General features: G+C 40.5%; 25 protein-coding genes. 19 read left to right on the plus strand and 6 right to left on the minus strand.

All coding sequences use genetic code 11. From position 1 onward, the window contains the following. Positions 1 to 5 precede the first annotated feature (5 nt). A complete protein-coding gene (locus BLQ18_RS03160; protein ID WP_090292523.1) occupies positions 6 to 2009 on the minus strand; it encodes a fumarate reductase/succinate dehydrogenase flavoprotein subunit in 2004 nt (667 codons plus the stop codon). Between the two features lie 2 nt (positions 2010 to 2011). Beyond that, positions 2012 to 2680: a succinate dehydrogenase cytochrome b subunit gene (locus tag BLQ18_RS03165; protein ID WP_090292525.1), complete on the minus strand. Its 669-nt coding sequence runs from the start codon at positions 2678 to 2680 to the stop codon at positions 2012 to 2014. Between the two features lie 218 nt (positions 2681 to 2898). Between BLQ18_RS03165 and BLQ18_RS03170 the strand changes: the two genes are divergently transcribed. Next, the gene (locus BLQ18_RS03170; protein WP_090293655.1) at positions 2899 to 3789 is read left to right on the plus strand and encodes an ATP-grasp domain-containing protein; all 891 of its coding nucleotides are present in this window, start codon (positions 2899 to 2901) and stop codon (positions 3787 to 3789) included. An 11-nt stretch (positions 3790 to 3800) separates the two neighbouring features. On the opposite strand, the gene BLQ18_RS03175 is transcribed toward BLQ18_RS03170, so the two are convergent. Next, positions 3801 to 4190 carry a DUF2721 domain-containing protein gene (locus BLQ18_RS03175; RefSeq protein WP_090292527.1) on the minus strand — a complete coding sequence of 130 codons (390 nt, stop codon included), beginning with the start codon at positions 4188 to 4190 and terminating at the stop codon, positions 3801 to 3803. A gap of 79 nt (positions 4191 to 4269) precedes the next feature. Between BLQ18_RS03175 and BLQ18_RS03180 the strand changes: the two genes are divergently transcribed. The 7 genes from BLQ18_RS03180 (at position 4270) to BLQ18_RS16865 (ending at position 10727) form a co-directional block, all read left to right on the plus strand. Next, positions 4270 to 5562, plus strand: a complete 1293-nt coding sequence (locus tag BLQ18_RS03180) for an aminopeptidase P family protein (protein WP_090292529.1) — start codon at positions 4270 to 4272, stop codon at positions 5560 to 5562. 6 nt (positions 5563 to 5568) lie between these two features. Further along, complete coding sequence (locus tag BLQ18_RS16960) at positions 5569 to 5745, plus strand: hypothetical protein (protein ID WP_175443709.1); 177 nt, start codon at positions 5569 to 5571, stop codon at positions 5743 to 5745. A gap of 21 nt (positions 5746 to 5766) precedes the next feature. Then, the gene (locus tag BLQ18_RS03185) at positions 5767 to 6036 is read left to right on the plus strand and encodes a hypothetical protein (protein ID WP_090292531.1); all 270 of its coding nucleotides are present in this window, start codon (positions 5767 to 5769) and stop codon (positions 6034 to 6036) included. A gap of 59 nt (positions 6037 to 6095) precedes the next feature. After that, on the plus strand, positions 6096 to 7187 hold the full coding sequence (locus tag BLQ18_RS03190) for a serine hydrolase domain-containing protein (protein WP_090292533.1): 1092 nt from the start codon (positions 6096 to 6098) through the stop codon (positions 7185 to 7187). Positions 7188 to 7278: 91 nt separating this feature from the next. After that, positions 7279 to 8511, plus strand: coding sequence for an alpha/beta fold hydrolase (locus BLQ18_RS03195; RefSeq protein ID WP_245668056.1), 1233 nt, complete (start codon positions 7279 to 7281; stop codon positions 8509 to 8511). Between the two features lie 11 nt (positions 8512 to 8522). After that, positions 8523 to 9131 (plus strand): class I SAM-dependent methyltransferase, encoded by a 609-nt coding sequence (locus BLQ18_RS03200; protein ID WP_090292536.1) that lies wholly within the window; start codon positions 8523 to 8525, stop codon positions 9129 to 9131. A gap of 141 nt (positions 9132 to 9272) precedes the next feature. After that, positions 9273 to 10727, plus strand: coding sequence for an FISUMP domain-containing protein (locus BLQ18_RS16865; RefSeq protein ID WP_139150353.1), 1455 nt, complete (start codon positions 9273 to 9275; stop codon positions 10725 to 10727). 493 nt (positions 10728 to 11220) lie between these two features. Here the strand turns inward: BLQ18_RS16865 and brnQ are convergent, their stop codons facing one another. After that, a complete protein-coding gene (gene brnQ / locus BLQ18_RS03210; protein WP_090292538.1) occupies positions 11221 to 12504 on the minus strand; it encodes a branched-chain amino acid transport system II carrier protein in 1284 nt (427 codons plus the stop codon). A gap of 266 nt (positions 12505 to 12770) precedes the next feature. On the opposite strand from brnQ, the gene BLQ18_RS03215 reads away from it, so the two are divergent. Beyond that, positions 12771 to 13025: a hypothetical protein gene (locus BLQ18_RS03215; RefSeq protein ID WP_090292540.1), complete on the plus strand. Its 255-nt coding sequence runs from the start codon at positions 12771 to 12773 to the stop codon at positions 13023 to 13025. A 121-nt stretch (positions 13026 to 13146) separates the two neighbouring features. Here BLQ18_RS03215 and thiL read toward each other — a convergent pair whose 3' ends face one another. Continuing rightward, positions 13147 to 14193 carry a thiamine-phosphate kinase gene (gene thiL / locus BLQ18_RS03220; protein WP_090292542.1) on the minus strand — a complete coding sequence of 349 codons (1047 nt, stop codon included), beginning with the start codon at positions 14191 to 14193 and terminating at the stop codon, positions 13147 to 13149. A 247-nt stretch (positions 14194 to 14440) separates the two neighbouring features. Here thiL and BLQ18_RS03225 point away from each other — a divergent pair, with 247 nt between their 5' ends. The 9 genes from BLQ18_RS03225 (at position 14441) to BLQ18_RS03265 (ending at position 21515) form a co-directional block, all read left to right on the plus strand. Beyond that, positions 14441 to 14770: a HesB/IscA family protein gene (locus BLQ18_RS03225; protein ID WP_090292545.1), complete on the plus strand. Its 330-nt coding sequence runs from the start codon at positions 14441 to 14443 to the stop codon at positions 14768 to 14770. A 46-nt stretch (positions 14771 to 14816) separates the two neighbouring features. After that, positions 14817 to 16262: a Fe-S cluster assembly protein SufB gene (gene sufB, locus BLQ18_RS03230; RefSeq protein ID WP_090292547.1), complete on the plus strand. Its 1446-nt coding sequence runs from the start codon at positions 14817 to 14819 to the stop codon at positions 16260 to 16262. 41 nt (positions 16263 to 16303) lie between these two features. Continuing rightward, complete coding sequence (sufC, locus tag BLQ18_RS03235; protein ID WP_090292549.1) at positions 16304 to 17056, plus strand: Fe-S cluster assembly ATPase SufC; 753 nt, start codon at positions 16304 to 16306, stop codon at positions 17054 to 17056. 69 nt (positions 17057 to 17125) lie between these two features. Then, positions 17126 to 18442, plus strand: coding sequence for a Fe-S cluster assembly protein SufD (gene sufD, locus BLQ18_RS03240; protein ID WP_090292551.1), 1317 nt, complete (start codon positions 17126 to 17128; stop codon positions 18440 to 18442). 18 nt (positions 18443 to 18460) lie between these two features. Next, entirely contained in the window at positions 18461 to 19687 is a 1227-nt protein-coding gene (locus tag BLQ18_RS03245) for an aminotransferase class V-fold PLP-dependent enzyme (RefSeq protein ID WP_090292554.1), read from the plus strand. Between the two features lie 73 nt (positions 19688 to 19760). Continuing rightward, complete coding sequence (locus tag BLQ18_RS03250; protein WP_090292557.1) at positions 19761 to 20186, plus strand: SufE family protein; 426 nt, start codon at positions 19761 to 19763, stop codon at positions 20184 to 20186. A 5-nt stretch (positions 20187 to 20191) separates the two neighbouring features. Continuing rightward, the gene (locus tag BLQ18_RS03255) at positions 20192 to 20521 is read left to right on the plus strand and encodes an SUF system Fe-S cluster assembly protein (RefSeq protein WP_090292558.1); all 330 of its coding nucleotides are present in this window, start codon (positions 20192 to 20194) and stop codon (positions 20519 to 20521) included. A gap of 89 nt (positions 20522 to 20610) precedes the next feature. Next, on the plus strand, positions 20611 to 20982 hold the full coding sequence (locus tag BLQ18_RS03260) for a four helix bundle protein (protein WP_090292561.1): 372 nt from the start codon (positions 20611 to 20613) through the stop codon (positions 20980 to 20982). A gap of 26 nt (positions 20983 to 21008) precedes the next feature. Then, the gene (locus BLQ18_RS03265; protein WP_090292563.1) at positions 21009 to 21515 is read left to right on the plus strand and encodes a DUF2480 family protein; all 507 of its coding nucleotides are present in this window, start codon (positions 21009 to 21011) and stop codon (positions 21513 to 21515) included. A gap of 59 nt (positions 21516 to 21574) precedes the next feature. Here the strand turns inward: BLQ18_RS03265 and BLQ18_RS03270 are convergent, their stop codons facing one another. Further along, positions 21575 to 23119: an IPT/TIG domain-containing protein gene (locus tag BLQ18_RS03270; protein ID WP_090292566.1), complete on the minus strand. Its 1545-nt coding sequence runs from the start codon at positions 23117 to 23119 to the stop codon at positions 21575 to 21577. Between the two features lie 393 nt (positions 23120 to 23512). Here BLQ18_RS03270 and BLQ18_RS03275 point away from each other — a divergent pair, with 393 nt between their 5' ends. Then, positions 23513 to 24445, plus strand: coding sequence for a DUF3078 domain-containing protein (locus BLQ18_RS03275; protein WP_090292568.1), 933 nt, complete (start codon positions 23513 to 23515; stop codon positions 24443 to 24445). Positions 24446 to 24521: the final 76 nt, after the last annotated feature.

The following is a 24521-nucleotide window of genomic DNA, read 5'->3' on the forward strand; positions in this document are numbered from 1 at the left end:
GCTTCTTATTTGTAGGATCTTGTCTTCAATTCAATGTTTTCGTAAACCAAATCTTCTTTGTGCAATTCAGCATCTTTGGGTTCTCCTTTGTATTCCCAAGCGGCTACGTACTTAAAGTTTTTGTCATCTCTAAGTGCTTCACCTTCCTCAGTTTGGTACTCTTCTCTAAAGTGACCTCCACAAGATTCGTTTCTGTGCAATGCATCTTTGGCAAAAAGCTCACCCAATTCTAAGAAGTCGGCCACTCGACCAGCTTTTTCCAATTCCTGATTTTTAGAATCGATGGTTCCTGTAACTTTTACATTTTCCCAGAAATCTTTTCTAAGGTCAGAGATTTCTTTGATGGCTTCTTCCAATTCTTTTGCGTTACGGGCCATACCACACTTGTTCCACATGATCTTACCTAATTTCTTGTGGTAATAATCTACGGAGTGGATGCCAGAACCAGAAGTCAATTTTGCCATACGATCACGAACTTGCTTTTCTGCTTCCTCAAATTCTGGTGAATCAGTTGGGATTTTACCTGTACGGATATCATCGGAAAGATAATCCCCAATGGTGTAAGGCAATACAAAATACCCATCGGCCAAACCTTGCATCAATGCAGAAGCTCCCAAACGGTTTGCACCGTGGTCGCTAAAGTTGGCTTCTCCAGCTGCGTAGCAACCAGGAATAGTGGTTTGCAAGTTGTAATCTACCCAAAGACCTCCCATGGTGTAGTGCACCGCTGGATAAATCATCATTGGGGTTTTATATGGATTCTCATCCACAATTTTTTCATACATTTGGAAAAGGTTACCGTATTTTGCTTCGATAACTTCCTCTCCCAATTTTATGATGGTCGCTTCATCTGGATTTTTAAGTCCAGAAGTCAGTGCTTTTTCTTTTCCGTATCGCTTAATGGCTGAAGCAAAATCCAAGAAAACAGCTTCTCCTGTTTTGTTTACACCAAAACCAGCATCACAACGTTCTTTGGCTGCTCTGGATGCCACATCACGAGGTACAAGGTTACCGAACGCAGGATATCTTCTTTCCAAATAGTAGTCACGATCTTCTTCGGCAAGCTGAGTTGGTTTCAATTTGCCCTCACGGATGGCAACGGCATCTTCCATTTTCTTGGGCACCCAAATGCGTCCATCATTACGAAGTGATTCGGACATCAATGTCAATTTGGATTGATGCTCACCAGAAACTGGAATACAGGTTGGGTGAATTTGCGTATAACAAGGGTTTGCGAAGAAAGCTCCTTTACGGTGTGCTCTCCAAGCTGCCATCACATTACTTCCCATGGCATTGGTAGAAAGGAAGAAAACGTTTCCGTATCCTCCAGTGGCCAAAACTACGGCGTGACCGCTATGTCTTTCGATTTCTCCGGTAACCAAGTTACGGGCAATAATTCCACGTGCTTTTCCATCGACCAATACCAAATCCATCATTTCATGACGGGTATATGACTGAATCTTTCCACGGTTGATTTGTCGGTTCATGGCAGCATAAGCTCCCAAAAGTAACTGCTGACCTGTTTGTCCTTTAGCGTAGAAAGTTCTGGAAACTAAAACCCCTCCAAAGGAACGGTTGTCCAACATACCGCCATATTCACGGGCAAAAGGAACTCCTTGAGCCACACATTGGTCGATAATGTTTCCTGAAACTTCTGCCAAACGGTACACGTTGGCTTCACGGGAACGGTAGTCACCCCCTTTGATCGTATCGTAGAAAAGACGGTAATTACTATCACCATCCCCTTGATAATTTTTAGCTGCGTTGATACCTCCTTGAGCTGCAATAGAGTGTGCTCTTCGTGGAGAATCTTGATAACAGAATGTCTTAACGTTGTATCCCAACTCGGCCAAGGTAGCTGCAGCAGCTCCACCAGCAAGTCCAGTACCTACCACGATAACATCGATGTTTCGTTTATTGGCAGGGTTAACAAGGTTAATGTCATTTTTATGTTTGGTCCATTTGTCGGCCAATGGCCCAGATGGAATTTTTGAATCCAATATGCCCATATTTAATGAATTATTGGGTTAAAGTGGTGGTACAAAGCAATGAATGCAAATGCCAATGGCACCACAACTGCGAATATTTTTGCAAATTTTTTGAAGCCTACTGTGTACTTATTGTTTGCTCCCATAGATTGTAATGAAGAAGCGAATCCATGCCACAAGTGCAATCCAAGAAGACCAAAGGAAACCACATAAAGAATGGTTCTCCAAAATGGAGCGAACTTTTCTACGGTTTCAAAATAGTATCGAGTTGGGTTTTCTGGACTGGCCTCAACATACTTGTATGTAATTTCATGTACCCAAAAATCGTAAAAGTGAAGAGCCAAAAAGGCCAAAATCACCAATCCGGAATAAATCATGTTTCTGGATACCCAAGGAGCATTGGCACTGCCCTTGTATTTTACATAAGAGATGCTTCTGGCTTTCTTATTCTGAATTTCCAAAACAAATCCCATAACAAAATGCACAATTACACCAACAATAAGGATTGGCTGCATTATGAATTGAACTAGGGGGTTGTATCCCATAAAATGGGATGCTTCATTAAAGAAATCCGGTGAGAATACCGAAGCAAGGTTAATGGTCACGTGAAGTATTAAGAAAATGACCAAAAAAAGACCCGAAAGTGCCATGACATATTTTCGGGCAAGCGAAGATTTAATCAATCCACTCATTAGCGCTGGTTTTGAGACAAATTTAAGGTACGGGCAAGTTTTTAACAAGCTTTCAACATTGGAAAGCTGTTTATTTAGATTCATTATAAGCTACCCCATATAATTATGTATTTGATAATTTAAGACAAAGGGAGGCTTTTGAAAGAATTAGAATTGCCCAAGCCTGATTTTGGGAAATTTACCCGATATTGGAGAAGAATTCTAACCAACCCTTTAAAATGGATATTGCCGTTTTATCTGTGAGCCTAAATGTATATTCAACGGCGCGAATTGCAGAGGAATTTGAAAAAGCAGGACATTATGTGGAGCATATAGATCACACTAAATGTTCCGTTCAGTTGGGTGCCGACAAACCACGTATTTTTTTTGGAACAGACGATATTACCGACGAGTTTGATGCCATTGTTCCCAGAATTGGCACGACCGTTACGCGACATGGTGTTGCCATTGTAAAACAGTTTGAATTGAACCATGTCTTCAGCACGGCAAAATCACAAGGCATTCTTCGCGCAAGAAATAAAGTTTCGACTTTACAATTGATGTCCAAAAAAGGAATCCCAATTCCTAAAACCGTTTTTTCCATCAACCCCTACAATGTGGAGGATCAAATTGAGCTTTTGGGCGGAGCTCCCGTAATTATCAAATTGCAAGAAGGCACCCAGGGAAAGGGTGTGATCTTGGCGGAAAGCAAAAAATCGGCTAAATCGGTGATCGATACGCTGTATAATATGAATACCAGCATTTTGTTGCAGGAATATATTACTGAGGCCAATGGAGAAGACCTTCGCATCATCGTAGTGGGCAATAAAATTGTAGCCGCCATGAAACGTACGAGTGGATTGGATGATTTTAGATCCAATGTGCATCGCGGTGCCGATGTTGAAGCCGTGGAACTGACCCCTCGAGAAAAATTTATCGCTCTAAATGCGACTAAACATTTGGGACTTGGTGTGGCTGGAGTGGATTTGATTCGTTCCAAAAATGGTCCTTTGTTGATTGAAGTAAATGCTTCTCCTGGCTTAAAAGGAATTGAAGCGGCAACAGGCATCAATGTGGCAGGACACATTGTTCAGTTTGTGGAAAAAAATGCGCTTCGCCCTATCAAATAGATCATCAAAATCTACTTTTCCATATTTTCCAATTGGATTCCCAATGCCTTGGTAGAGAGTTGTACTTCCAAAAGGGACAGAATCAAAGAAATCATCAAAAAAACCAAACTGATGCCAAAAATGGCATTGGCCCAAACATTCATTTCCACATAGATCAAAAACATGGTCACGGCCGCCAATAAAAAACTCACAATCGCGGATGCCTGCATATTTTTGATGATGCCCAATCGGGTGCGCAATTGGTTGATCTGTTGTTTTAAAGGTTGGGCAGAAGTTTCTTCAAACTGTTTGTGCAATTGTCGGATCAAAGCGGCAATGGCCAAATATCTTGCGTTATAGGCCAACATGGTCAACGAAATGGCAGGGAAAAGTAGTGCGGGAATACCTAGGGTGAGTTGCATGATTTCAATTTAATATGGAAGGTAATCATTTGTCATCGCTAACGCAATTAACTACTTTTGAAACAAATCAAATTGATATATGAAGTACACGCAGATAGACAGCAATCTTTTTGTAAAAAACCGCAAGAAATTTATGGCCTATATGAGGCCGAAAAGTATTGCCGTTTTCAACTCCAACGATATTTATCCCATTGGTGCGGACAGCACATTACCTTTTGAACAGGACCGCGATATTTTTTATTTGAGTGGTGCCGATCAGGAAGAAACCATTTTATTGTTGTTTCCAGATGCCATGGATGCCAAACACCGTGAAATTTTGTTTGTACGGGAAACCAACGACCATATTGCAGTTTGGGAGGGAGCTAAATTGACGAAAGAAAAAGCAACTGAGGTTTCTGGGATTCAGACCATTTATTGGCTAACAGATTTCGATAAGATTTTCTTTGATTTGATGACGGAGGCGGAAACGATCTATTTCAATACCAACGAACATTATCGCCAAGCGGTGGAAACCCAAACTAGAGAGGCTCGTTTTATTGAAAAGGTAAAAAAGGAATATCCCGCACATCAATGGGCTAAGAGCAATCCTATCCTACAAAATATTCGCGGGGTAAAAGAGCCTGAAGAAATTGCGTTGATGCAAACGGCCTGTGATATTACTGAAAAAGGTTTTAGAAGAATCTTGGAATTTGTGCAGCCGGGCGTTTGGGAGTATGAAATTGAAGCTGAATTTTTGCACGAATTTGTTCGAAACCGTTCTAAAGGTTACGCATATAGCCCTATCATCGCTTCAGGAAACAATGCCAATGTACTCCACTATTTGGAAAACAATAAGGAAGTTAAGGATGGTGACATGATTTTGTTGGATTTGGCTGCCGAATACGCCAATTATTCCAGCGACATGACCCGAACCATTCCTGGTAATGGAAAATTCACCGCAAGACAAAAAGAGGTGTACAGTGCAGTACTTCGTGTTAAGGATGAAGCCACAAAAATGTTGGTTCCCGGAACTATTTGGGCCGAATATCACAAAGAAGTGGGTAAAATAATGACCTCTGAGTTATTAGGTTTGGGATTGTTGGATAAAGCCGATGTTCAAAATGAAAACCCAGATTGGCCTGCGTACAAAAAATACTTCATGCACGGAACCAGTCACCACATTGGTTTGAACACCCACGATTATGGCGAGTTAAAAACTCCGATGAAAGCGAACATGGTTTTTACCGTTGAACCTGGAATTTATATTCCAGCAGAAGGCATGGGAATTCGTTTGGAGGATGATGTTGTGATCCAAGAAAAAGGAGAACCCTTTAATTTGATGCGCAACATTCCAATTGAAATTGAAGAGATAGAGGAGTTGATGAATAAATAAAATTGAATGAAACTTTTAATTTTCTTAGTTCAACAATCCAACATTGAAAAAAAGATTCAAGAAGCTCCCGATAGCGCCTACGAAATAGGGGTGGTGATCGGGAGTTACTTGCCTTTTGTGGTCTTGGCAGGCATTGCTTATGCCATTTATCATTACAATAAAAAACGACGAGGTTCGGAATAATGAATTTAAAATAGAAAGACAATGAGAATAGCTGGTTGGATATTTGCCTTGTTGATTTTGGCCATTGGCCTGATCAATACCTTTTGGGGCAATGACCCGGGCTATGGTATTTTTGACATCCTTGCGTCTTCCGTATTTTTTAAACCAGCCACCGATTTTTTGGCCAAAAAAACAGGTGTTGTAATTCCCATATGGATTAAAGTAATTCTCGCTTTATTAATTCTTTGGACCGCCTTGGGAGTGGCAGAACTCTTCGATAAAATTGATCTTATGGTCAAGGATTTTGCCTAAAATGTAACCTCTTTTATCAAACTTACGTCCTACCTAACAAATCAAAAAACGTTGGGTAAATGAACATTAAAAGAGAATTAAGGACACTCCTATTTTTAACGCTCATTGCATTCAATCTTCAAACTTTTGTCTATGGTCAAAGTCTAGAGTCCTTAATTGATGAAAAGATCAATGATAGTTTTGAAGAAAGTGGGCCAGGAGCTGTTTTCCTTGTGGCGAAAGAAGGTGAAATTCTATATAAAAATGCCTTTGGGATGGCAAATTTGGAGCTTCAAGTGCCCATGCGAACAGCTAATGTGTTCGAAATAGGATCTATGACCAAGCAGTTTACTGCCATTTCAATTTTAATGTTGATGGAAGAAGATAAACTCAACTTGGATGATGAGATTACCCAATACATACCAGACTATCCAACCCTAGGTTATAAAATCACGATCCACCATTTATTGACACATACTTCGGGCATCAAAAGTTTTACTAGTGTGAAAGGGCTAAATGAGATTGCCACAAAGGATATGGAACCCATGGAACTCATAGATTTTTTTAAAAAGGAACCCATGGATTTTGCTCCAGGAGAGCAGTTTAAATACAACAATTCGGGGTATGTGCTATTGGGATATATTATTGAAAAAGTATCTGGGATGTCTTATGCTGATTATGTAGAACAGCACATTTTTAAAAAATTGGGAATGAATTCTTCCAGATATGCAAGCCATAGTAAGTTGATAATAAATAGAGCATCTGGATATCATAAAAGGGATGGCTATATCAACTCAAGGCAGATCAGTTATTCCTTGCCCTATGCCTCAGGATCATTAATGTCTACTGTCGAGGACTTATTAAAATGGAATGAAGCCATTAAAAATCACACGTTGATTAATGCAGCAAGCACTCAAAAAATCTTTACCAACTATAAATTGAACAACGGAAATCCCATCAATTATGGATATGGTTGGCACATTACCTCTGAAAATGATGTGAAAGGCTATGAGCACGGCGGCTCTATTTTTGGATTCAAATCCATGGGGGTTTATTTGCCCGAACAGGATATTTATGTTATCGGATTAAGTAATTGCGATTGCAATTCACCCACTCAAGTTACAAGGGAAATTGCCCATTTGGTTTTGGCAGACCAAGTTTCCAGCAACTAAAAAGTTGTTTCCACAACAAAAAAGGCACTCCAAGTAGCGAATTACTTATTATCTTTCAAAAAGATAAAATCACAAACTAAGCACATAAATCATGATTAAAAAGACAATTGTATTCGCTATGATGCTATTGGCCATTTCTGCAACTTCGGCCAATACTACCCACAAAAAAACACAAGAAATGTTTAAAGTTACCACCGTTGCACCTGTAAACGGTTCATATACTGTTGCCCCAGAAATTCCCGAAGATGGAATGGTAGCAGCAGGAACAGAAATTACCATTACCGCAACACCAGCTTCAGGCTATAGTTTGGATGCCGTTTATTACACCTTTAAAGGTGGAATGTGGGGCACAACCAGCGTTGAGGGTTTTACGCCAACTATGAAAATAACTGTAGATAAGGACATGTCTGTTGGAGCAGTGTTTGTAGAAAGCAATTTGGTTGAAAATCTTAATGTGACCCACGATGTAGTATATGCCCAACCAGGTGTTAAGCCTTTAAAGTATGATGTGTATTCTCCCAAAGGAGCAAAAGATTTACCTATTGTTGTCATCGTTCACGGAGGTGGATGGTCTTCCAACAACGAAGATATTATGAGGGGTCTGGCTCGTGAACTTTTGACCGATAACCACTATGTTGTTTTTAGCATTGATTACAGATGGGTGAACAATTTGGACGGAGATGAAACCCCAAATTCCATGCACAATTTAATTGAAGATGTTTTTGGAGCTATCGCCCACATTCAAGAACATGCAGCCGAATATGGGGGTGACCCAACACAAATCGCTGTAACGGGTGATAGTGCTGGAGGACATTTATCAGCATCTGCAGCTCTGCTGAGCACTATGATCGGAGATAGAGGTTTTAGTGGTACCAATGGCGTTTACGAATTTATGCCTTCCTATATGCCTCACGGAAAAACGGTTGAAACCGTAAAACGGGAAATCACGGATGCTATTAAAGTGGCCGCACCTAGTTATGGACCAGTTGATGCAGCCAACTTTAAGCAGTTTATGAAACAGACCGATCAGGCCTATTACGATGCCGTATCTCCAATAAAACATGTGCCTAATATTGGGGATCGGGCGATTCCTCACTTTATCGTTAGGGGAACAGAAGACCCTTTAATTCCTAAGGAAATTGTACAAGCCTATGTGGATGTTCTAAAAAAAGAGGGACAAACCGTTGAATATTTTGAAGTACAAGATGCGGGCCATGCCTTTTTCGATTGGAAACCCGATGCACAGACCAGGGCCACATTTGCCAAATATGGTATTCCTTATGCCGAGGAAATGAAATCTTTTTTTGATTCTGTTTTTTATTAAAATTCAATTTTTTGGATAGAAAAGAACATTGGGAAACCGTTTATAATACTAAAAATCCAGATGAGGTAAGTTGGACACAAGAAAAGCCACAAACCTCACTGGATTTTATCCATTCCTTTAATTTAGAGAAGAGGGCCAATATCATTGATATTGGTGGTGGCGATAGCACGTTGGTCGATTTTCTGTTGGAGGAAGGTTTTGAAAACATCACCGTGCTCGATATTTCTGCCAAAGCTTTGGAAAGAGCCCAATCCCGATTGGGCGAAAAGGCTAAAAAAGTCAACTGGGTGGTGAGCGACATAACCCAATTTGAACCCACAGAACAATACGAACTGTGGCATGATCGTGCTGCCTTTCATTTTCTTACCGAACCCGAACAGATTTCCAACTATGTAAAATTGACGGAAAAAGCGGTAAAAGGTTTTCTGGTTTTGGGCACATTCTCAGAACAAGGACCTAAAAAATGTAGTGGTTTGGACATCACTCGATATTCCGAAGAAAAGATGGGAACCAATTTCCAAAAAACATTTCAAAAATTGGAATGCAAAACTGTGGACCACACTACGCCGTTCGGCACTACACAGAATTTTATTTTTTGCAGTTTTAGGAAGAAAGACTAAGGCATTTCTACACATTTTTAAAAATCGTATCAATTTAAAACAGGCATACATGGACTCAGATAGGGCATCCGTCAATTAGGGTAAGGTAGTAACACGAATAATGATCAAATTTATTTTTCTCAAAAAATTAAATTATTGATCATGAAAATTTTACACCCAAATCTTATTCGAAAAAGCATGTTGTTTTTTGTCCTGCTCGGAGTTATTTCCTGTGGCAAAGATGATGCACCACCTACCCCAATAGATCCTTGTAATACCACGCCCTTGTTGGCCATTGCGGTGACCATCCAAGGTTCGACCATTACGGCTACCGCAGCGGGCGGAGAGGCTCCATATACCTTTCAATTGGATAATGGTGCTTTTCAAAGCTCGGGTACCTTTTCTAACTTGGACCCAAAGGAGTACACGGTGACCGTTAAGGACGCCAACGATTGTATCGATTTCCTCAAGGCAACTGTAGCGGATCCATGTACCGATAGCACCTTGGCCGTGGAAGCCACTGCGGAAAGTAATACCATTACCGCCACCGCATCCGAAGGTACCGAACCCTATACCTATAGTTTGGATGGTACCAACTTCCAAGAGAGCAATGAGTTTACTGACCAAGATGCGGGAGACTATACCGTAACCGTTAAAGATGCAAACGGTTGTACAGCCGAGACCGAGGTTTCCGTAGCTGCCATTGTAGATCCATGTTTGGGTAGCACGTTAAAGGTTGATGTTACGGTAGCCAATTATGTTATTACCGCCGTAGGTTCGGAAGGAACAGCCCCTTATACTTATAGTGTAGATGGCACCAATTTTCAAGAAAGTGGTGTGTTCGACAGTCAGGTTATGGGAGATTATACGGTTACCGTAAAAGATGCCAATGGTTGTACCAGTACCACCGACGTTTCCGTGACCTGTGAAGACTCTGGCCTGGAGCTTAGCGTAACCGCAGCTGCTTTTGAAATTGTGGCCACGGGTTCTGGAGGAAAGGCACCTTATTCCTATAGCATTAATGGTGAAAACTTCCAAGAAAGTGGCACCTTCTCCGATTTGGAGCAACAAAACTATACGGTGACCATTAAGGATGACAATGATTGTACCACCACCTATGGTGTATTGGCAGAGAATTTGGCATCGTTTATAGACGACCGCGATGGCCAAACCTATAAATTGACAAAGATCGGCGACCAAATTTGGTTTGCAGAAAATTTGAACTACCAAGGTGAAGATGTAATCTACTATTGTTACGATGATGACCCAGCCAATTGCGATACCTATGGTGCCATATACGATATTGAATACAAACAAAATGCTGTACCGCAAGGTTGGCATTTACCCACCCCTGCAGAAATTGATGCCCTGGCAGCCGAACTGGGAGGTTATGATGTAGCTGGCGACGCCATGAAAGTAGGAGGTTCTTCAGGATTTGAAGCGCTTTATGGAGGATACTTTAATGCTCCTTATGGAGGTATTGGTTTAATTGCTCTCTGGCATCTTAATGAAAATGAAAATGATGCAGCTAATTTTTTTAGTATTGAAAATCAATCATCAGGCTTATCCGTTCAGGGTGGTGATGCCTATGTTTATATAAGAGCTATAAAAGATTAGTCAACAATAAACACAACACATTTTACTTATATATAGATAGCGGAGGCCATGGCCTCCGCTTTTTTTATGGGGTGTTTTTTGGTTTATACCTAACGTCATTCTGACAGAGCGCAGCGACGAGCCCGCCTTGCCGTCAGGCAGGGAATCTCTTTTTTTTAGAAGAGAGTATTGAGATGTCAGCTCTTAGAGATTGGATGGTTCGGATGCGTCATTCCGTATTCGTTTCGGAATCTCATCAATTTTGGAAGTCAGAGTTCAGAAGTCTGGTATCTGATATCAGAATTGAAAACAGCCAATTGTCATTTCGAACTGTCAGATTGAGCGTAGTCGAAATCGAAGTGAGAAATCTTAAAATAGAACAAGATTTCTCAATCGTCTCTCCGTTCCTCATTTCGAAATGACTAAGAATCGTTTGCGCCATTCGAGCCATTCGCGAGATTTGAGTCAAGCCTAATAAGATGCGGAAACGAGTTCAGCATGATGTTAGATGGTTTTAAGAAGCGCGCTTAAGATCTTGCTTTAATAATAGGTTCGAGACAAAAAAAGTAACCAAAGAAGGCAACACCCATCCCAGTTGGTGTTGGTTTAAGGGTATCCATTTAAAAAACCAATCTAAAGATTCGGCCAACCCGATGCTTCCCAAAAAATCGGGTACACTAAATAGTATGGTTGCCACAACCACCCATCGGAATACTTTGGGCGAGGTCCATTTGTCTGGTGATACATTTAAAAGAATCAAAACAATGGTGATGGGATAAATAAACATTAAGGCAGGTAATGCCACGGCAATAATATAACCGACATTAAACTGGCCCATTAATACGCCCAACGAACACCCCAGCAAAGCTGTGATTTTATAGGCCAGATTGGAATCGCTGTATTGTCCTCGGACAAAATCCGCAGTTCCTGTCACAATACCCACCGCGGTGGTAAAACAGGCCAAGCTTACCAAAATGCTCAAAAACAAGTTAGCAGTACTTCCCAAAGTTTGGGTACTGATGCCTCTCAATAATTCGGTTCTTGTAATTTCAGCATCAAAGGTGTCGGCAAAAAGAGCCCCTGTTAAAATAAGTCCGCCATAAACCAACAAGAGACCAAGTCCAGCCCACAAACCAGCTTTTACAATGAGCTTTCGTTTATCTTCAAAACTGGCATTCTTTTCTTTTAAATTGATGGAAATAATGATCACCGCACCCACTACAACAGCCCCAATGGCATCAAAGGTTTGGTAGCCTTCCAAAATCCCAGCACTGAACGGGTTGGTCATCTGGGAAGGTGAAAAATTAAAATCCAAGGTAAAAATTGCCGTGGCAATGATCATCAATAAAATCAACAAAATGGCAGGAGTTAAAATCTTACCCAGAATGTCCAACACCTTTGATCGGTTAATGACGAAAACAAAAACCAATGCAAAATAGATAAAACTCGTGAGCAAATAGGAAGAATCCCAATTAGGCTGAATGGCCATTTCGTGCGTCACCGATGCTGTTCTAGGGGACGGTAATGCAATGGCAATAGCATAGACCACAAAACAATAAATGGTACTAAAAATCGGAGACACTTTTTTGGCAAAATCGAACATAGTACCCTGCAATTTTGCATGGGCCAAGATCCCTAAAACAGGAATCAAAACTCCAGATAGGCAAAATCCCAACGCGACCAACCACCACAAATTTCCAGCATTGAATCCCAAAAGTGGGGGTAAAATCAAATTTCCAGCTCCAAAAAAGAGAGAAAAAAGGGCAAAAGCGGTAACCGAGAGCGATTTTTTATCCATGGGTTGTTGATAATTTCTTGTTAAAGTTCTATATTGCCCTAGAGCTTTTCAACGGATTTACGTGACTTTTTGTCGATAATGCTGCATTTCATCGAAAAAACAATAAAATATGGAATGTCCGAAAATAAAAAGTTATTAACATCCGTTCACATTAAAAAAACGTACAACTAAAAGATTCGAGTATAACAAAAAATTACAGCAACCAATTTACAGCATTTATCGATACCCCAAATCGTACTGATGCATTATCAAAACAACACTGGCCTATGAAGACTTCTACCATCCACCATGGCAACAAATTCACTTCCTTTTTCTGCAATTTATTCGGTCACCATTATGTGGTTTCCAAGAAAGTGACACAACACATTAAAGAATACAAATGTATTCATTGCCAAAAACAAGTAACAACGGACGTAAGCGGTAAACTATCCGCATTGACTCCACAAATGCAAGACATTAACAGTACATTGGAAGATATGTACCGTAAAAGAAGAAGTAGGGTAGTGCACCAAGTGGCCTAACCCTTTATTTAGTTTTTAAGAGACCCAAATCTTATCCCGGAAACTTAAGTAATTGCCTGCAGCTATCGGTCGCGTGCCCCAAGACCATGAAGTAGGGATGCCCTTTTTTTTCGGGATTTTTTTATTCGTTGAACGAATTCCAACCCTGTGCCGTAATCGGAATCTTGGTTTCTGCACGAGTAATCAAATGAACTCCCTCACTTTGTTGGGTCATATGGCCAATTACTGTTAAATTCGGATTGGCTTTAATTTTTGGAAAATCAGCTTGATCTATCGTGAATAAAAGTTCATAATCCTCTCCGCCACTTAAAGCCACCATGGTGCTGTCCATTTTAAATTCCTCACAAGTAGAAATTACTGTGGGATCCAATGGAATTTTATCTTCAAACAAATTGCAACCCACCTCACTTTGTTTGCACAAGTGCAAGATTTCGGAAGAAAGCCCATCACTGATATCAATCATGGCAGTTGGTTTTACTTCCAATTTTTGAAGCAATTCCACCATATCTTTTCTAGATTCTGGCTTTAATTGTCGCTCCACGATATAAGAATAAGGTTCTAGATCGGGTTGACTGTTCGGATTCACTTTGAACACTTCTTTCTCGCGCTCCAAAACCTGAAGACCCAGATAAGCTCCCCCCACATCTCCAGTAACCACCAAAAGATCATTGGGTTTGCTTCCTTTTCGGTAAACAATATCATTTTCATCAGCAGCACCGATTGCGGTTACGCTAATGATCAATCCCTTGTTGGAAGAGGTGGTATCTCCACCTACCAAATCAACCTTGTACAATTCACAAGCAAGGGCAACTCCTTCATAAAATTCCTCCAAAGCTTCCAAAGGAAACCTGTTCGAAACTGCCAACGAAACCGTCACCTGGGTAGCAATCGCGTTCATGGCATAAATATCGGAAAGGTTCACCATCACAGATTTGTACCCTAAATGCTTTAGGGGCATGTAGCTCAAGTCAAAATGAACACCTTCCACCAACATATCCGTGGAAACCACAGTTTTTTGGCCCTTGTAATCCATTACAGCGGCATCGTCGCCCACCCCAACGAGGGATGAAGGCTGTTTCAATTTAAAGTTTTGGGTAAGGTGGTCGATCAGGCCAAATTCGCCCAATGCTTCCAATGAGGTGCGTTGTTGATTCTTGTCTTCTAACATTTTGCAAAAATAAACAGGATAATTGTAATTGTTTGGTAGGGAGTGAGATAAATTTCTTCAACTAAAATTTTCCTAGGCGAAGTCGCATAATCTCTGAAAGTTAAGGCTATTCAAGTGTTTTGGGAAAATGTCCTGTTTTTCCATAAGATTCTCCTATTGAGGCATTCGTTATTATAATGTTAGATGCTATGGTAAAACCCTTCTTATACAGTATATTTGTGGGCTATTTAGATTAAATTCAATTAAGATGATTAAAGTTTCGGAAACTGCTAAGCAAAAAGTAGTGACGCTCATGACCGAAGAAGGTTTTGATGCGACTACCGATTTTGTTAGAGTTGGCGTAAAGAGCGGGGGATGCAGTGGATTGTCTTATGAGTTGAAATTTGACAATTCCGTTGCGGATACAGATAAACTTTTTGAGGATAATAATGTTCGCATTGTAGTAGATAAAAAGAGTTTTCTGTACCTAGTGGGAACAACTTTGGAATATTCAGGAGGTTTAAACGGTAAGGGTTTTGTTTTTAACAACCCCAATGCCCAAAGAACCTGTGGATGTGGAGAAAGTTTTTCACTTTAAAATAAAACTGTCGATTGATGATTGTTGATTGACAAATTGAGAACGTATGGCGTATACTGAAGAAGAATTAAAAAAAGAACTGGAAACCAAAGAGTACGAGTACGGTTTCTACACGGATATTGAATCGGATACCCTCCCCAAAGGGTTGAACGAGGATATCGTGATCGCTATTTCCAAAAAGAAGAACGAACCGGAATGGATGACGGAATGGCGATTGGAAGCTTTTCGTGCTTGGCAAGAAATGGAGGAACCCGAGTGGGCGAATGTGACCTACAAAAAACCGAACTTCCAAGATATTTCCTATTACTCGGCACCGAATAAAAAGCCCAAGTACAATAGCTTGGATGAGGTAGATCCAGAATTGCTGGATACGTTCAAAAAGTTGGGAATTTCCATCGATGAGCAAAAGAAATTGGCAGGTGTTGCCGTGGATATAGTAATGGACTCCGTTTCTGTTGCCACTACGTTCAAGAAAACCTTGGCCGAAAAAGGAATCATTTTCTGCTCTATTTCTGAAGCGATTCAAGAACATCCAGAATTGGTGAAGAAGCATCTAGGAACTGTAGTGCCTAAAAAAGACAACTTTTATGCAGCCTTGAACTCAGCAGTTTTTTCTGATGGGTCGTTCTGCTACATTCCGAAAGGAGTGCGTTGCCCAATGGAGCTTTCCACCTATTTCCGAATAAACCAAGCAGGAACAGGTCAGTTTGAAAGAACTTTGGTGGTTGCCGATGAAGGCAGTTATGTAAGTTATTTGGAAGGCTGTACCGCTCCATCCCGTGATGAAAACCAATTGCACGCAGCAGTGGTAGAGTTGATTGCCATGGATGATGCCGAGATCAAGTACTCAACCGTACAAAACTGGTTCCCTGGAGATAAAGAGGGCAAAGGCGGAGTTTTCAACTTTGTGACCAAGCGTGGTCTTTGCGAAAAGAACGCCAAAATTTCTTGGACACAGGTAGAAACAGGTTCAGCCGTAACTTGGAAATATCCATCATGTGTGTTGAAAGGGGATAACTCTATCGGAGAATTTTATTCCATTGCAGTAACCAATAACTTTCAGCAGGCCGATACAGGAACCAAAATGATTCACTTGGGTAAAAACACCAAGAGTACCATTATTTCCAAAGGTATTTCTGCGGGTCAGTCACAAAACAGTTACCGAGGATTGGTGCAGGTAAGCAGTAGGGCAGACAATGCCAGAAACTTTTCACAATGTGATTCCCTGTTGATGGGTAACCGTTGTGGGGCACACACCTTCCCATATATCGAAGTAAAAAACAAATCCGCACAAATAGAGCACGAGGCCACCACCAGTAAAATTGGAGAGGACCAGATTTTCTATTGCAACCAAAGGGGGATAGATACCGAAAAGGCCATTGCATTGATCGTAAATGGTTTTAGTAAAGAAGTATTGAACAAACTCCCAATGGAATTTGCCGTAGAAGCACAAAAACTATTGGAAATCAGCCTTGAAGGCTCTGTGGGATAACAAAAAACATCATCGTAAAGTAATATTTGAAAAAGAACAGCATGTTAGAAATAAAGAACTTACACGCCAACATAGACGATAAAGAAATCCTAAAGGGAATCGACCTTAAGGTGAATGCAGGAGAGGTGCACGCCATTATGGGCCCCAACGGTTCAGGTAAAAGTACCTTGGCTTCCGTAATTGCAGGGAAGGAAGAATTTGAAGTAGAAGAAGGTAGCATTATTTTGGAAGGTGAAGACTTGGAAGAGCTTTCTCCAGAAGAAAGAGCACACAAAGGAATTTTCCTTTCGTTCCAATACCCTGTTGAGATTCCTGGTGTTTCGGTGACCAATTTTGTGAAAACGGCCATCAACGAATCCAGAAAAGCGAGAGGTTTGGAAGATATGCCAGCCAACGAAATGTTGAAGATGATTCGTGAAAAATCCGAATTGTTGGAAATGGATCGTAAGTTTTTGTCCCGTTCCTTGAACGAAGGCTTCTCTGGTGGGGAGAAAAAGCGTAACGAGATTTTCCAAATGGCGATGATGGAACCCAAATTGGCCATTTTGGATGAGACCGATTCAGGTTTGGATATCGATGCCCTAAGAATTGTGGCCAATGGTGTGAATAAGTTGCGAAACAAGGATAATGCCATCGTGGTAATTACTCACTACCAAAGATTATTGGAATACATCGTACCTGATTATGTACATGTATTGTACAATGGAAAAATCGTAAAATCTGGCACCAAGGAATTGGCTTTGGAGTTGGAAGAGAAAGGGTACGATTGGTTAAAGCAAGAAGCTACAGTTTAAAATAGATGTAAGACTTCAGATATCAGATTTCAGAGCACTGAAAACTGACGACTGAAAACTGAAAAAAATATGGATTTAAAGGAAAAATTAGTCTCCTCCTTTTTGGCTTTTGAAGATGGCTTGGATTTGGATAATCCAGTGCATGAAGTAAGATCGGCTGCCATTAAGAATTTTGAGGAAAAGGGCTTTCCATCCAAAAAAGAGGAAGCTTGGAAATATACATCCCTAAACAGTATTCAAAAGGTTGATTTCAGCATTTTCCCAAAGAAAGAAACCGCTTTGGAATACAAGGATATCAAGAAGTATTTTCTTCATGAGATCGATACCTACAAAATTGTTTTCGTAGATGGAGTCTACAGCTCTTACCTTTCCGAAACCACTCACGATGGTGTGGATGTTTGTTTGATGAGCTCAGCTTTCAGCAAACCCATGTTCCGTCAGGTGATTGAGGTGTATTTCAACAAAGCAGCTTCCAAAGATGAATCTTTGACTTCTTTGAATACCGCTTTCAGTAAAGAGGGTGCTTATATCTACATTCCAAAGAACAAAATGCCTAAAAAGCCCATTCAAATCTTGCATTTGGCAACGGGCAATGAGGCAGCATTGATGTTGCAGCCTAGAAACTTGGTGGTGGCAGAGGACAATGCCGAGGTGCAGATTATAGAGCGCCACCAAAGTTTGACCGATAATGAAGTGTTCACCAATTCCGTAACCGAAATTTTTGCAGGTAAGGATGCGATTGTGGATTACTACAAAGTGCAAAACGATGCTTCAACAGCTTCCTTGGTGGACAATACGTATATTTCACAAAAAGATAGCAGCGTAGTTCGCGTACATACATTCTCTCTAGGAGGTAAATTGATCAGAAACAACCTGAACTTTTACCAAAACGGGGAGCGTATCGATTCTACCTTAAAAGGAGTTACCATTTTGGGTGACAAACAACATGTAGATCATCATACCTTGGTGCACCATGCACAGCCTAATTGTGAGAGCCATCAAGATTACAAAGGTATTTTTGGGGATAGTTCAACAGGAGTGTTCAATGGTAAGATCATTGTGGACAAGATTGCCCAAAAAACCGATGCTTTCCAGCAGAACAACAATATTTTGTTGAGCGATAAGGCGACCATCAACTCAAAGCCGCAGTTGGAGATTTTTGCGGATGATGTAAAATGTTCACACGGTTGTACCATTGGTCAGTTGGATGAGGATGCACTTTTCTACCTAAGATCAAGAGGTATTCCTCAAAAAGAAGCCAAAGCCTTATTGATGTATGCTTTTGCCAACAACGTTTTGGAGAGTGTTCGCATTCCGGAGCTTAAAGCTAGAATCAATAAGTTGATTGCCGATAAATTGGGTGTTCGCGTAGGTTTCGACCTTTAATCAAGAACTATATTAACCATGATGGAAACCTCATTGGACATTCAGGCCATTCGAAAGGACTTTCCCATTCTCCAAAGACAGGTCAATGGGCAGCCTTTGGTGTATTTGGATAATGCGGCAACCTCGCAAACACCAGATCAGGTAGTAAACACTATTGTGGATTACTATCATGGGTACAATGCCAATATCCATCGGGGAGTGCATACGCTTTCACAAGAGGCAACAGATGCGTACGAAATTGCGCGCCAGAAAATCCAGAAGCATTTCAATATTGCTCATTCCTATGAAGTGATTTTCACTTCGGGAACTACCCATGGTATCAATTTGGTGGCCACAGGATTTACTTCCTTTCTCAAGAAAGGAGATGAGATCGTAGTTTCGGCCATGGAGCACCATTCCAATATCGTGCCTTGGCAAATGCTGTGCGAAAGAACAGGAGCTGTCCTTAAAGTAATTCCAATGAATCAGGAGGGCGAATTGGTGATGGATGCTTATCACGATTTGCTTTCTGATAAGACCAAATTGGTGTTCTGCAACCATGTTTCAAACGCATTGGGTACGGTAAATCCCATTGAAGAAATTATTGAAGCGGCCCATAAAGTAGGTGCGGCGGTTTTGATTGATGGCGCTCAAGCAGCAGCCCATATCAAAGCCGATTTGCAAGCTTTGGATGTGGACTTCTATACCGTATCTGCACATAAAATGTGTGGCCCAACTGGTGTGGGAATGCTGTATGGAAAACAGGAGTGGCTGAAAAAATTGCCACCCTACCAAGGTGGTGGCGAAATGATTGCTGAGGTGACTTTTGAAAAGACCACCTATGCCGATTTGCCCCATAAATTTGAAGCAGGAACACCGAATATTTGTGGAGGAATTGCCTTTGGTGCAGCTTTGGACTACATGAACAACATCGGATTTGATGCCATCGCGCATTACGAAGACGGGTTGATGCAATACGCCACTGAACAATTGCTTTCCATTGAGGGGTTACGAATTTATGGGACGGCCAAGAATAAAACTTCGGTAATTTCATTTAATATTGAGGGGATTCACCCTTACGATATAGGCACCATTTTAGACAAATTGGGAATCGCTGTAAGAACTGGGCACCATTGTGCACAACCCATCATGGATTTTTATAAAATTCCTGGAACGGTAAGGGCCAGTTTTAGCTTTTACAACACCAAAGAAGAAGTTGACGTTTTGGTAGCTGGGGTAAAGAGGGCCAAAAACATGCTTGTATAGTACCAGCCGTTATCTTTATCTTAAAGACTTGAATCGCAACATCCCGAGTTGTACATTTGAATAAAACTGACGAATGGCTAGCATAAAAGATATACAAGAAGAGATTATTGACGAGTTTTCCATGTTCGACGATTGGATGCAACGGTACGAATACATGATCGAGCTCGGAAAATCCCTTCCATTGATAGACGACCAATACAAAACCGACGACAACCTTATTAAAGGATGTCAAAGCAAGGTTTGGGTACATGCCGAATTGGAGGACGACAAATTAGTTTTTACGGCGGATAGTGATGCAATTATTACCAAAGGAATCATTGCTATTTTGATCAGAGCTTTCAGCAACCAAAAACCACAGGATATTATTGATGCCGATACGGAATTTATTGATGAAATTGGTTTGAAAGAGCATTTGTCTCCGACACGAGCCAATGGCTTGGTAAGTATGATCAAACAATTGAAATTGTACGCCGTGGCCTATCAAACACAGTTAAAATAGAAACGATGAGCGAAGAAATTACCATAGATACACAAGAACTGGGCGAAAAAATAGTAAAGGTTTTAAAGACCATCTACGATCCAGAAATTCCAGTGGACATTTACGAGTTGGGACTAATTTACGATGTGTTCATAAACGAGGAGAATGAAGTCAAAATATTGATGACACTAACCTCTCCAAACTGCCCAGTAGCCGAAACTTTGCCAGTGGAAGTCGAGGAAAAAGTAAAATCCATCGACATGCTCAAAGATGTGGAAGTAGAAATCACTTTTGATCCTCCTTGGACCCAAGAACTGATGAGCGAGGAGGCGAAGTTGGAGCTTGGTTTATTATAAAATAAGTTTTCAGACCTCTGATATCAGAAGTCAGTTAGATTTTTAAATTATATACAGTATCGAACCCCCGATACCAACTCTATAATTGTATGGAAAAGGGGTTTGAACAAATAGTTTCGTGGAAAAAAGCACGTCAGCTAAACAAAGAAATTTATAAAGTTACATCGGACAAGGGTTTTAGAAGAGATTTTGCTTTGCGAGATCAAATTCGGAGAGCATCCATTTCAATTTCATCCAATATAGCCGAGGGATATGGAAGAAAATCCAGCAAAGAGTTCGTTTATTTTTTGAATGTTGCCCAAGCATCTTGTTACGAAGTTAAGTCACAATTATATTTGGCTACAGATATTCAATATTTGGATGAAGAAATTTTTAAAACGCTCTATTCTCTTTGTGATGATATATCTAAAACCATTCATGGATTAATTAAGCATCTTGAAAAGAAACAATCTGATATCTGAAATCCGAAAACTGATATCTAGCTAATATGGAAAAAGAAATCGTAAACAGAGTAGCGCAAAGTAAATTGATGACTTTCGACCTTGAGGAGTATTATCCTAAAGGAGAACGCAAAGTATTGGACATCAAAGATTGGCTGTACGAGGGTTTTATCCTGCGTGAAAAGGAGTTTAGAGCCCATGTAGAAGCAGAGGATTGGTCTGCTTACCAAGATTGTTTTGTGGCTTTACATTGTTCCTCAGATGCGATTATTCCGGGATGGGCCTATATGTTGGTGTCTTCAAGATTATTACCATACGCTAAAAAAGTGGTGGTGGGAGACTTGGAGGCGTTGGAAACCTCTTTATACCAAACCATTTTGGGGCAATTGGATGTTACCGAGTTTGCCGATAAACCTGTCATCATAAAAGGTTGTTCTAACAAACCTGTTCCTGAAAACGCTTACATTATGGCTGTTGCCAAGATTCAACATGTGGCCAAAAGTGTGATGTACGGCGAGGCCTGCTCTTCGGTGCCGATTTTTAAGAAGAGATAATTAATAAGAAAAGCCCCGATTTTAAAAATCAGGGCTTTTTGTTTAAAGACTTTCTTCCTTTATTTTATAAAAATCGAGAAAACTACTGAACTACCAGCGCCTTCTGTTAGTTCTAGGTTCATGGCCTCTCCATTTTTCCAGACTGTGGCTTTTGACAATTCCCCTTCAGAAATTAAACCACCTACATAAACATCTCCACCATCAACATATACTGAAGAAGCTCCAGAACCCATAGCTGCCTGATTGGTTGGTGTGCCATTTTTCCAAACAACGGCTTGTTGCAATTCACCTTGTCCATCATAATAACTACCGGCTGCATAAACATCATTGCCTAATACAAATATGGATTGTGCTTCGGCATTTTGTAAACCATCTGATAAGCTGGTGACCTCACCATTTTCCCAATACTTGGCCACCCAAATTCCATTTTCATTTTCTTCATAACCAGCTGCGTATACATCTGAACCTACGGCATAAACGGAATATGCTCGTCCGTGAAAGGCTTCATCTGTTAAATTAATTTGTGTGCTGTTTTCCCATAATTTAGGGGTTCCATTTATATGTAGTTCACTTTCTTCATAACCGACCGCATAGATACCAGTTTCGTTTACAAAGATGTCTTCGCCTGATGATCTTTCATTTACATTTAAACCATCGGTAAGGGTAGCAAAGCTATCCCCATTTTTCCAAATAGTAGCGTTTGAAATATTGTCGACGCCCAACTCTTCATTTCCAATTACATATACATCACCATTATATATATTAATAGATTGCGCATTGGCATATTTACTGCCATCGGTCAATTCGTAAAGGATATCACCATTTTTCCAAACTACAGCAGCAGGAAGACCTTTGTCTACAATACCACATGCATAAATATCAGTTCCATCAACATATATAGATGTTGCAGCTCCAAAAGAAGAACCATCGGTTAAATTGGTAGCCACACCATTTTTCCAAACTTTGGCCACTGGGATTCCGTTTATTTCCTCATAACCAACAGCAAAAACACTATGGCTTACGTTAACTATACAATTGGTGCTAACCTCTTCATTTATAAATGCAGTTACGAGTGTACTTCCTTCCGAAACCCCAGTGATCATTCCATTTTCATCTACAATCACCACACTTTCATCGTCCGAACTCCAAACAATATCTTCGGCACTCACATTTCCTGTAAGCGTGACAGTAATTGTTTCGCTGTCCAAGCTAAATAGATCAAAGGTGCTTTTGTTCAGGGTTATACCTGCTTTTTCAGTTTCCTCCAAAACAGTAAAAGTCCCACCAGTTATTGTTTTTCCATCTACAGTGACACTTACTTTTCCTGTGGTTGCCCCTTCGGGAACGGTTACAAAGATTTCTGTGGTGGAAGCACTTGTGATTGGGGCCGTGGTAGATCCAATTTTAACGATGTTATCGGCTTTGGTTGCCCCAAAGTTTTGTCCTGTAATCCATATTTCTGTCCCCACAGACCCAGAAAGAGGACTAAAACTATTCATTTTTGGCCCTCCAGCAACAGGAGTTTGTTCTTCATCCTTACCACAGGAAATTACCAATAGGCAAGTAGTTAAAATGCATAAAGCATTAAGTAGTAATCTTTTCATGATGTGTAAAATTTGGTTTATGCATCAAGTAAGGGGAAAAAGTAGAGCATGGGGTGAGCTAATTGATGAATGCCCTATTTGGGTTGACGGATGGTGCGTATTATAATCAAGAATGACCATGTCATTTCGAACAGAGGTGAGAAATCTAAAACATCTAAAAGAGATTTCTCAATCGTAGCTATGCTCCTCAATTGGAAATAAGGCATATTATTTCGAGTTATTCTTAATCGGTTTTAAGGGACGTCCAGAAATCCAACAATCCAATAATCTAAGAATCAACCTTACCAGAAAAATAGGCGAATCTCAACAAGATTGAGGTCAAAAAGCTAGCCCAATATCAACATCACAGTGACATTTCTTACTTTTGGGGTTCTAAACAGTAAACTCCATACTATGAAAAAATTGCTTTTGGCCACCATGGCCATTTTCGTGTGGTCTTTTGCCTCGGCACAGACCGAAGAAGAAATCAAGGCCGAAATGGGGCCAAAGAAAGATTCCATCGCCGCTATTCAAAAAAGGGTAGACGCCTTACAAGCCCAATTGGATGCACTTCCAGGGTGGAAAATCGGTGCATTCGGAACTATAGGGGGTAGTCTTTCCCAATTCAACAATTGGTTTTCTCAAGGAATCCCGAACAACTCATCAGGAAACTTCGGTTTTACAGTAAATGCTTATGCCAATCTTAAAGAGGAAAAATACTTTTGGAGAAATGCAGCCAATCTTCACCTTTCCTGGGTAAAGCTGGATGATAAGGATGACCCTAATGATGATGATAGCTTTAGACCAACTACAGATGTTTTCAATATTTCCTCGCTTTATGGCTGGAAATTGACCGAAAGCTTCGCGATTTCCGCTCTTGGTGAATATAGAACCACAATTTTGGACAACTTCAATGATCCTGGATACCTTGATTTGGGTGTTGGTGGTACCTGGACCCCTATTCCAGATTTGGTTGTGGTAATCCATCCTTTGAACTACAACTTTGTGTTCAGCAGTGGGGATGATATTTTTGAATCTTCCATGGGTGCCAAAATTGTAGCAGATTACACCAAGAAATTCGGTGACATCAGCTTTAAAAGTAACCTTTCCATGTTCCAAAGTTACAAGAGCAGTGATTACAGCAACTGGACGTGGACGAACTCATTCTCTTACACCCTTTGGAAAATGATCGGAGTAGGTTTTGATTTTGGGTTGAGAAGCAACAAACAAGAAACATTGAATTATGTTTTGAACAATGCTCCTACTCCAGACCCAAATGCTACTTTTGATAATATTGATAATGAATTGCAGACGTATTGGACTCTTGGATTGAGTTATAAGTTTTAAAAGAATTACAATTTATAATACAAACAAAAAACGCCCTTCAATTGGAGGGCGTTTTTGTGGGGTGAAAAATATTTTC

This window comes from Flagellimonas zhangzhouensis, from assembly GCF_900102925.1.
Lineage (GTDB): Bacteria > Bacteroidota > Bacteroidia > Flavobacteriales > Flavobacteriaceae > Flagellimonas > Flagellimonas zhangzhouensis.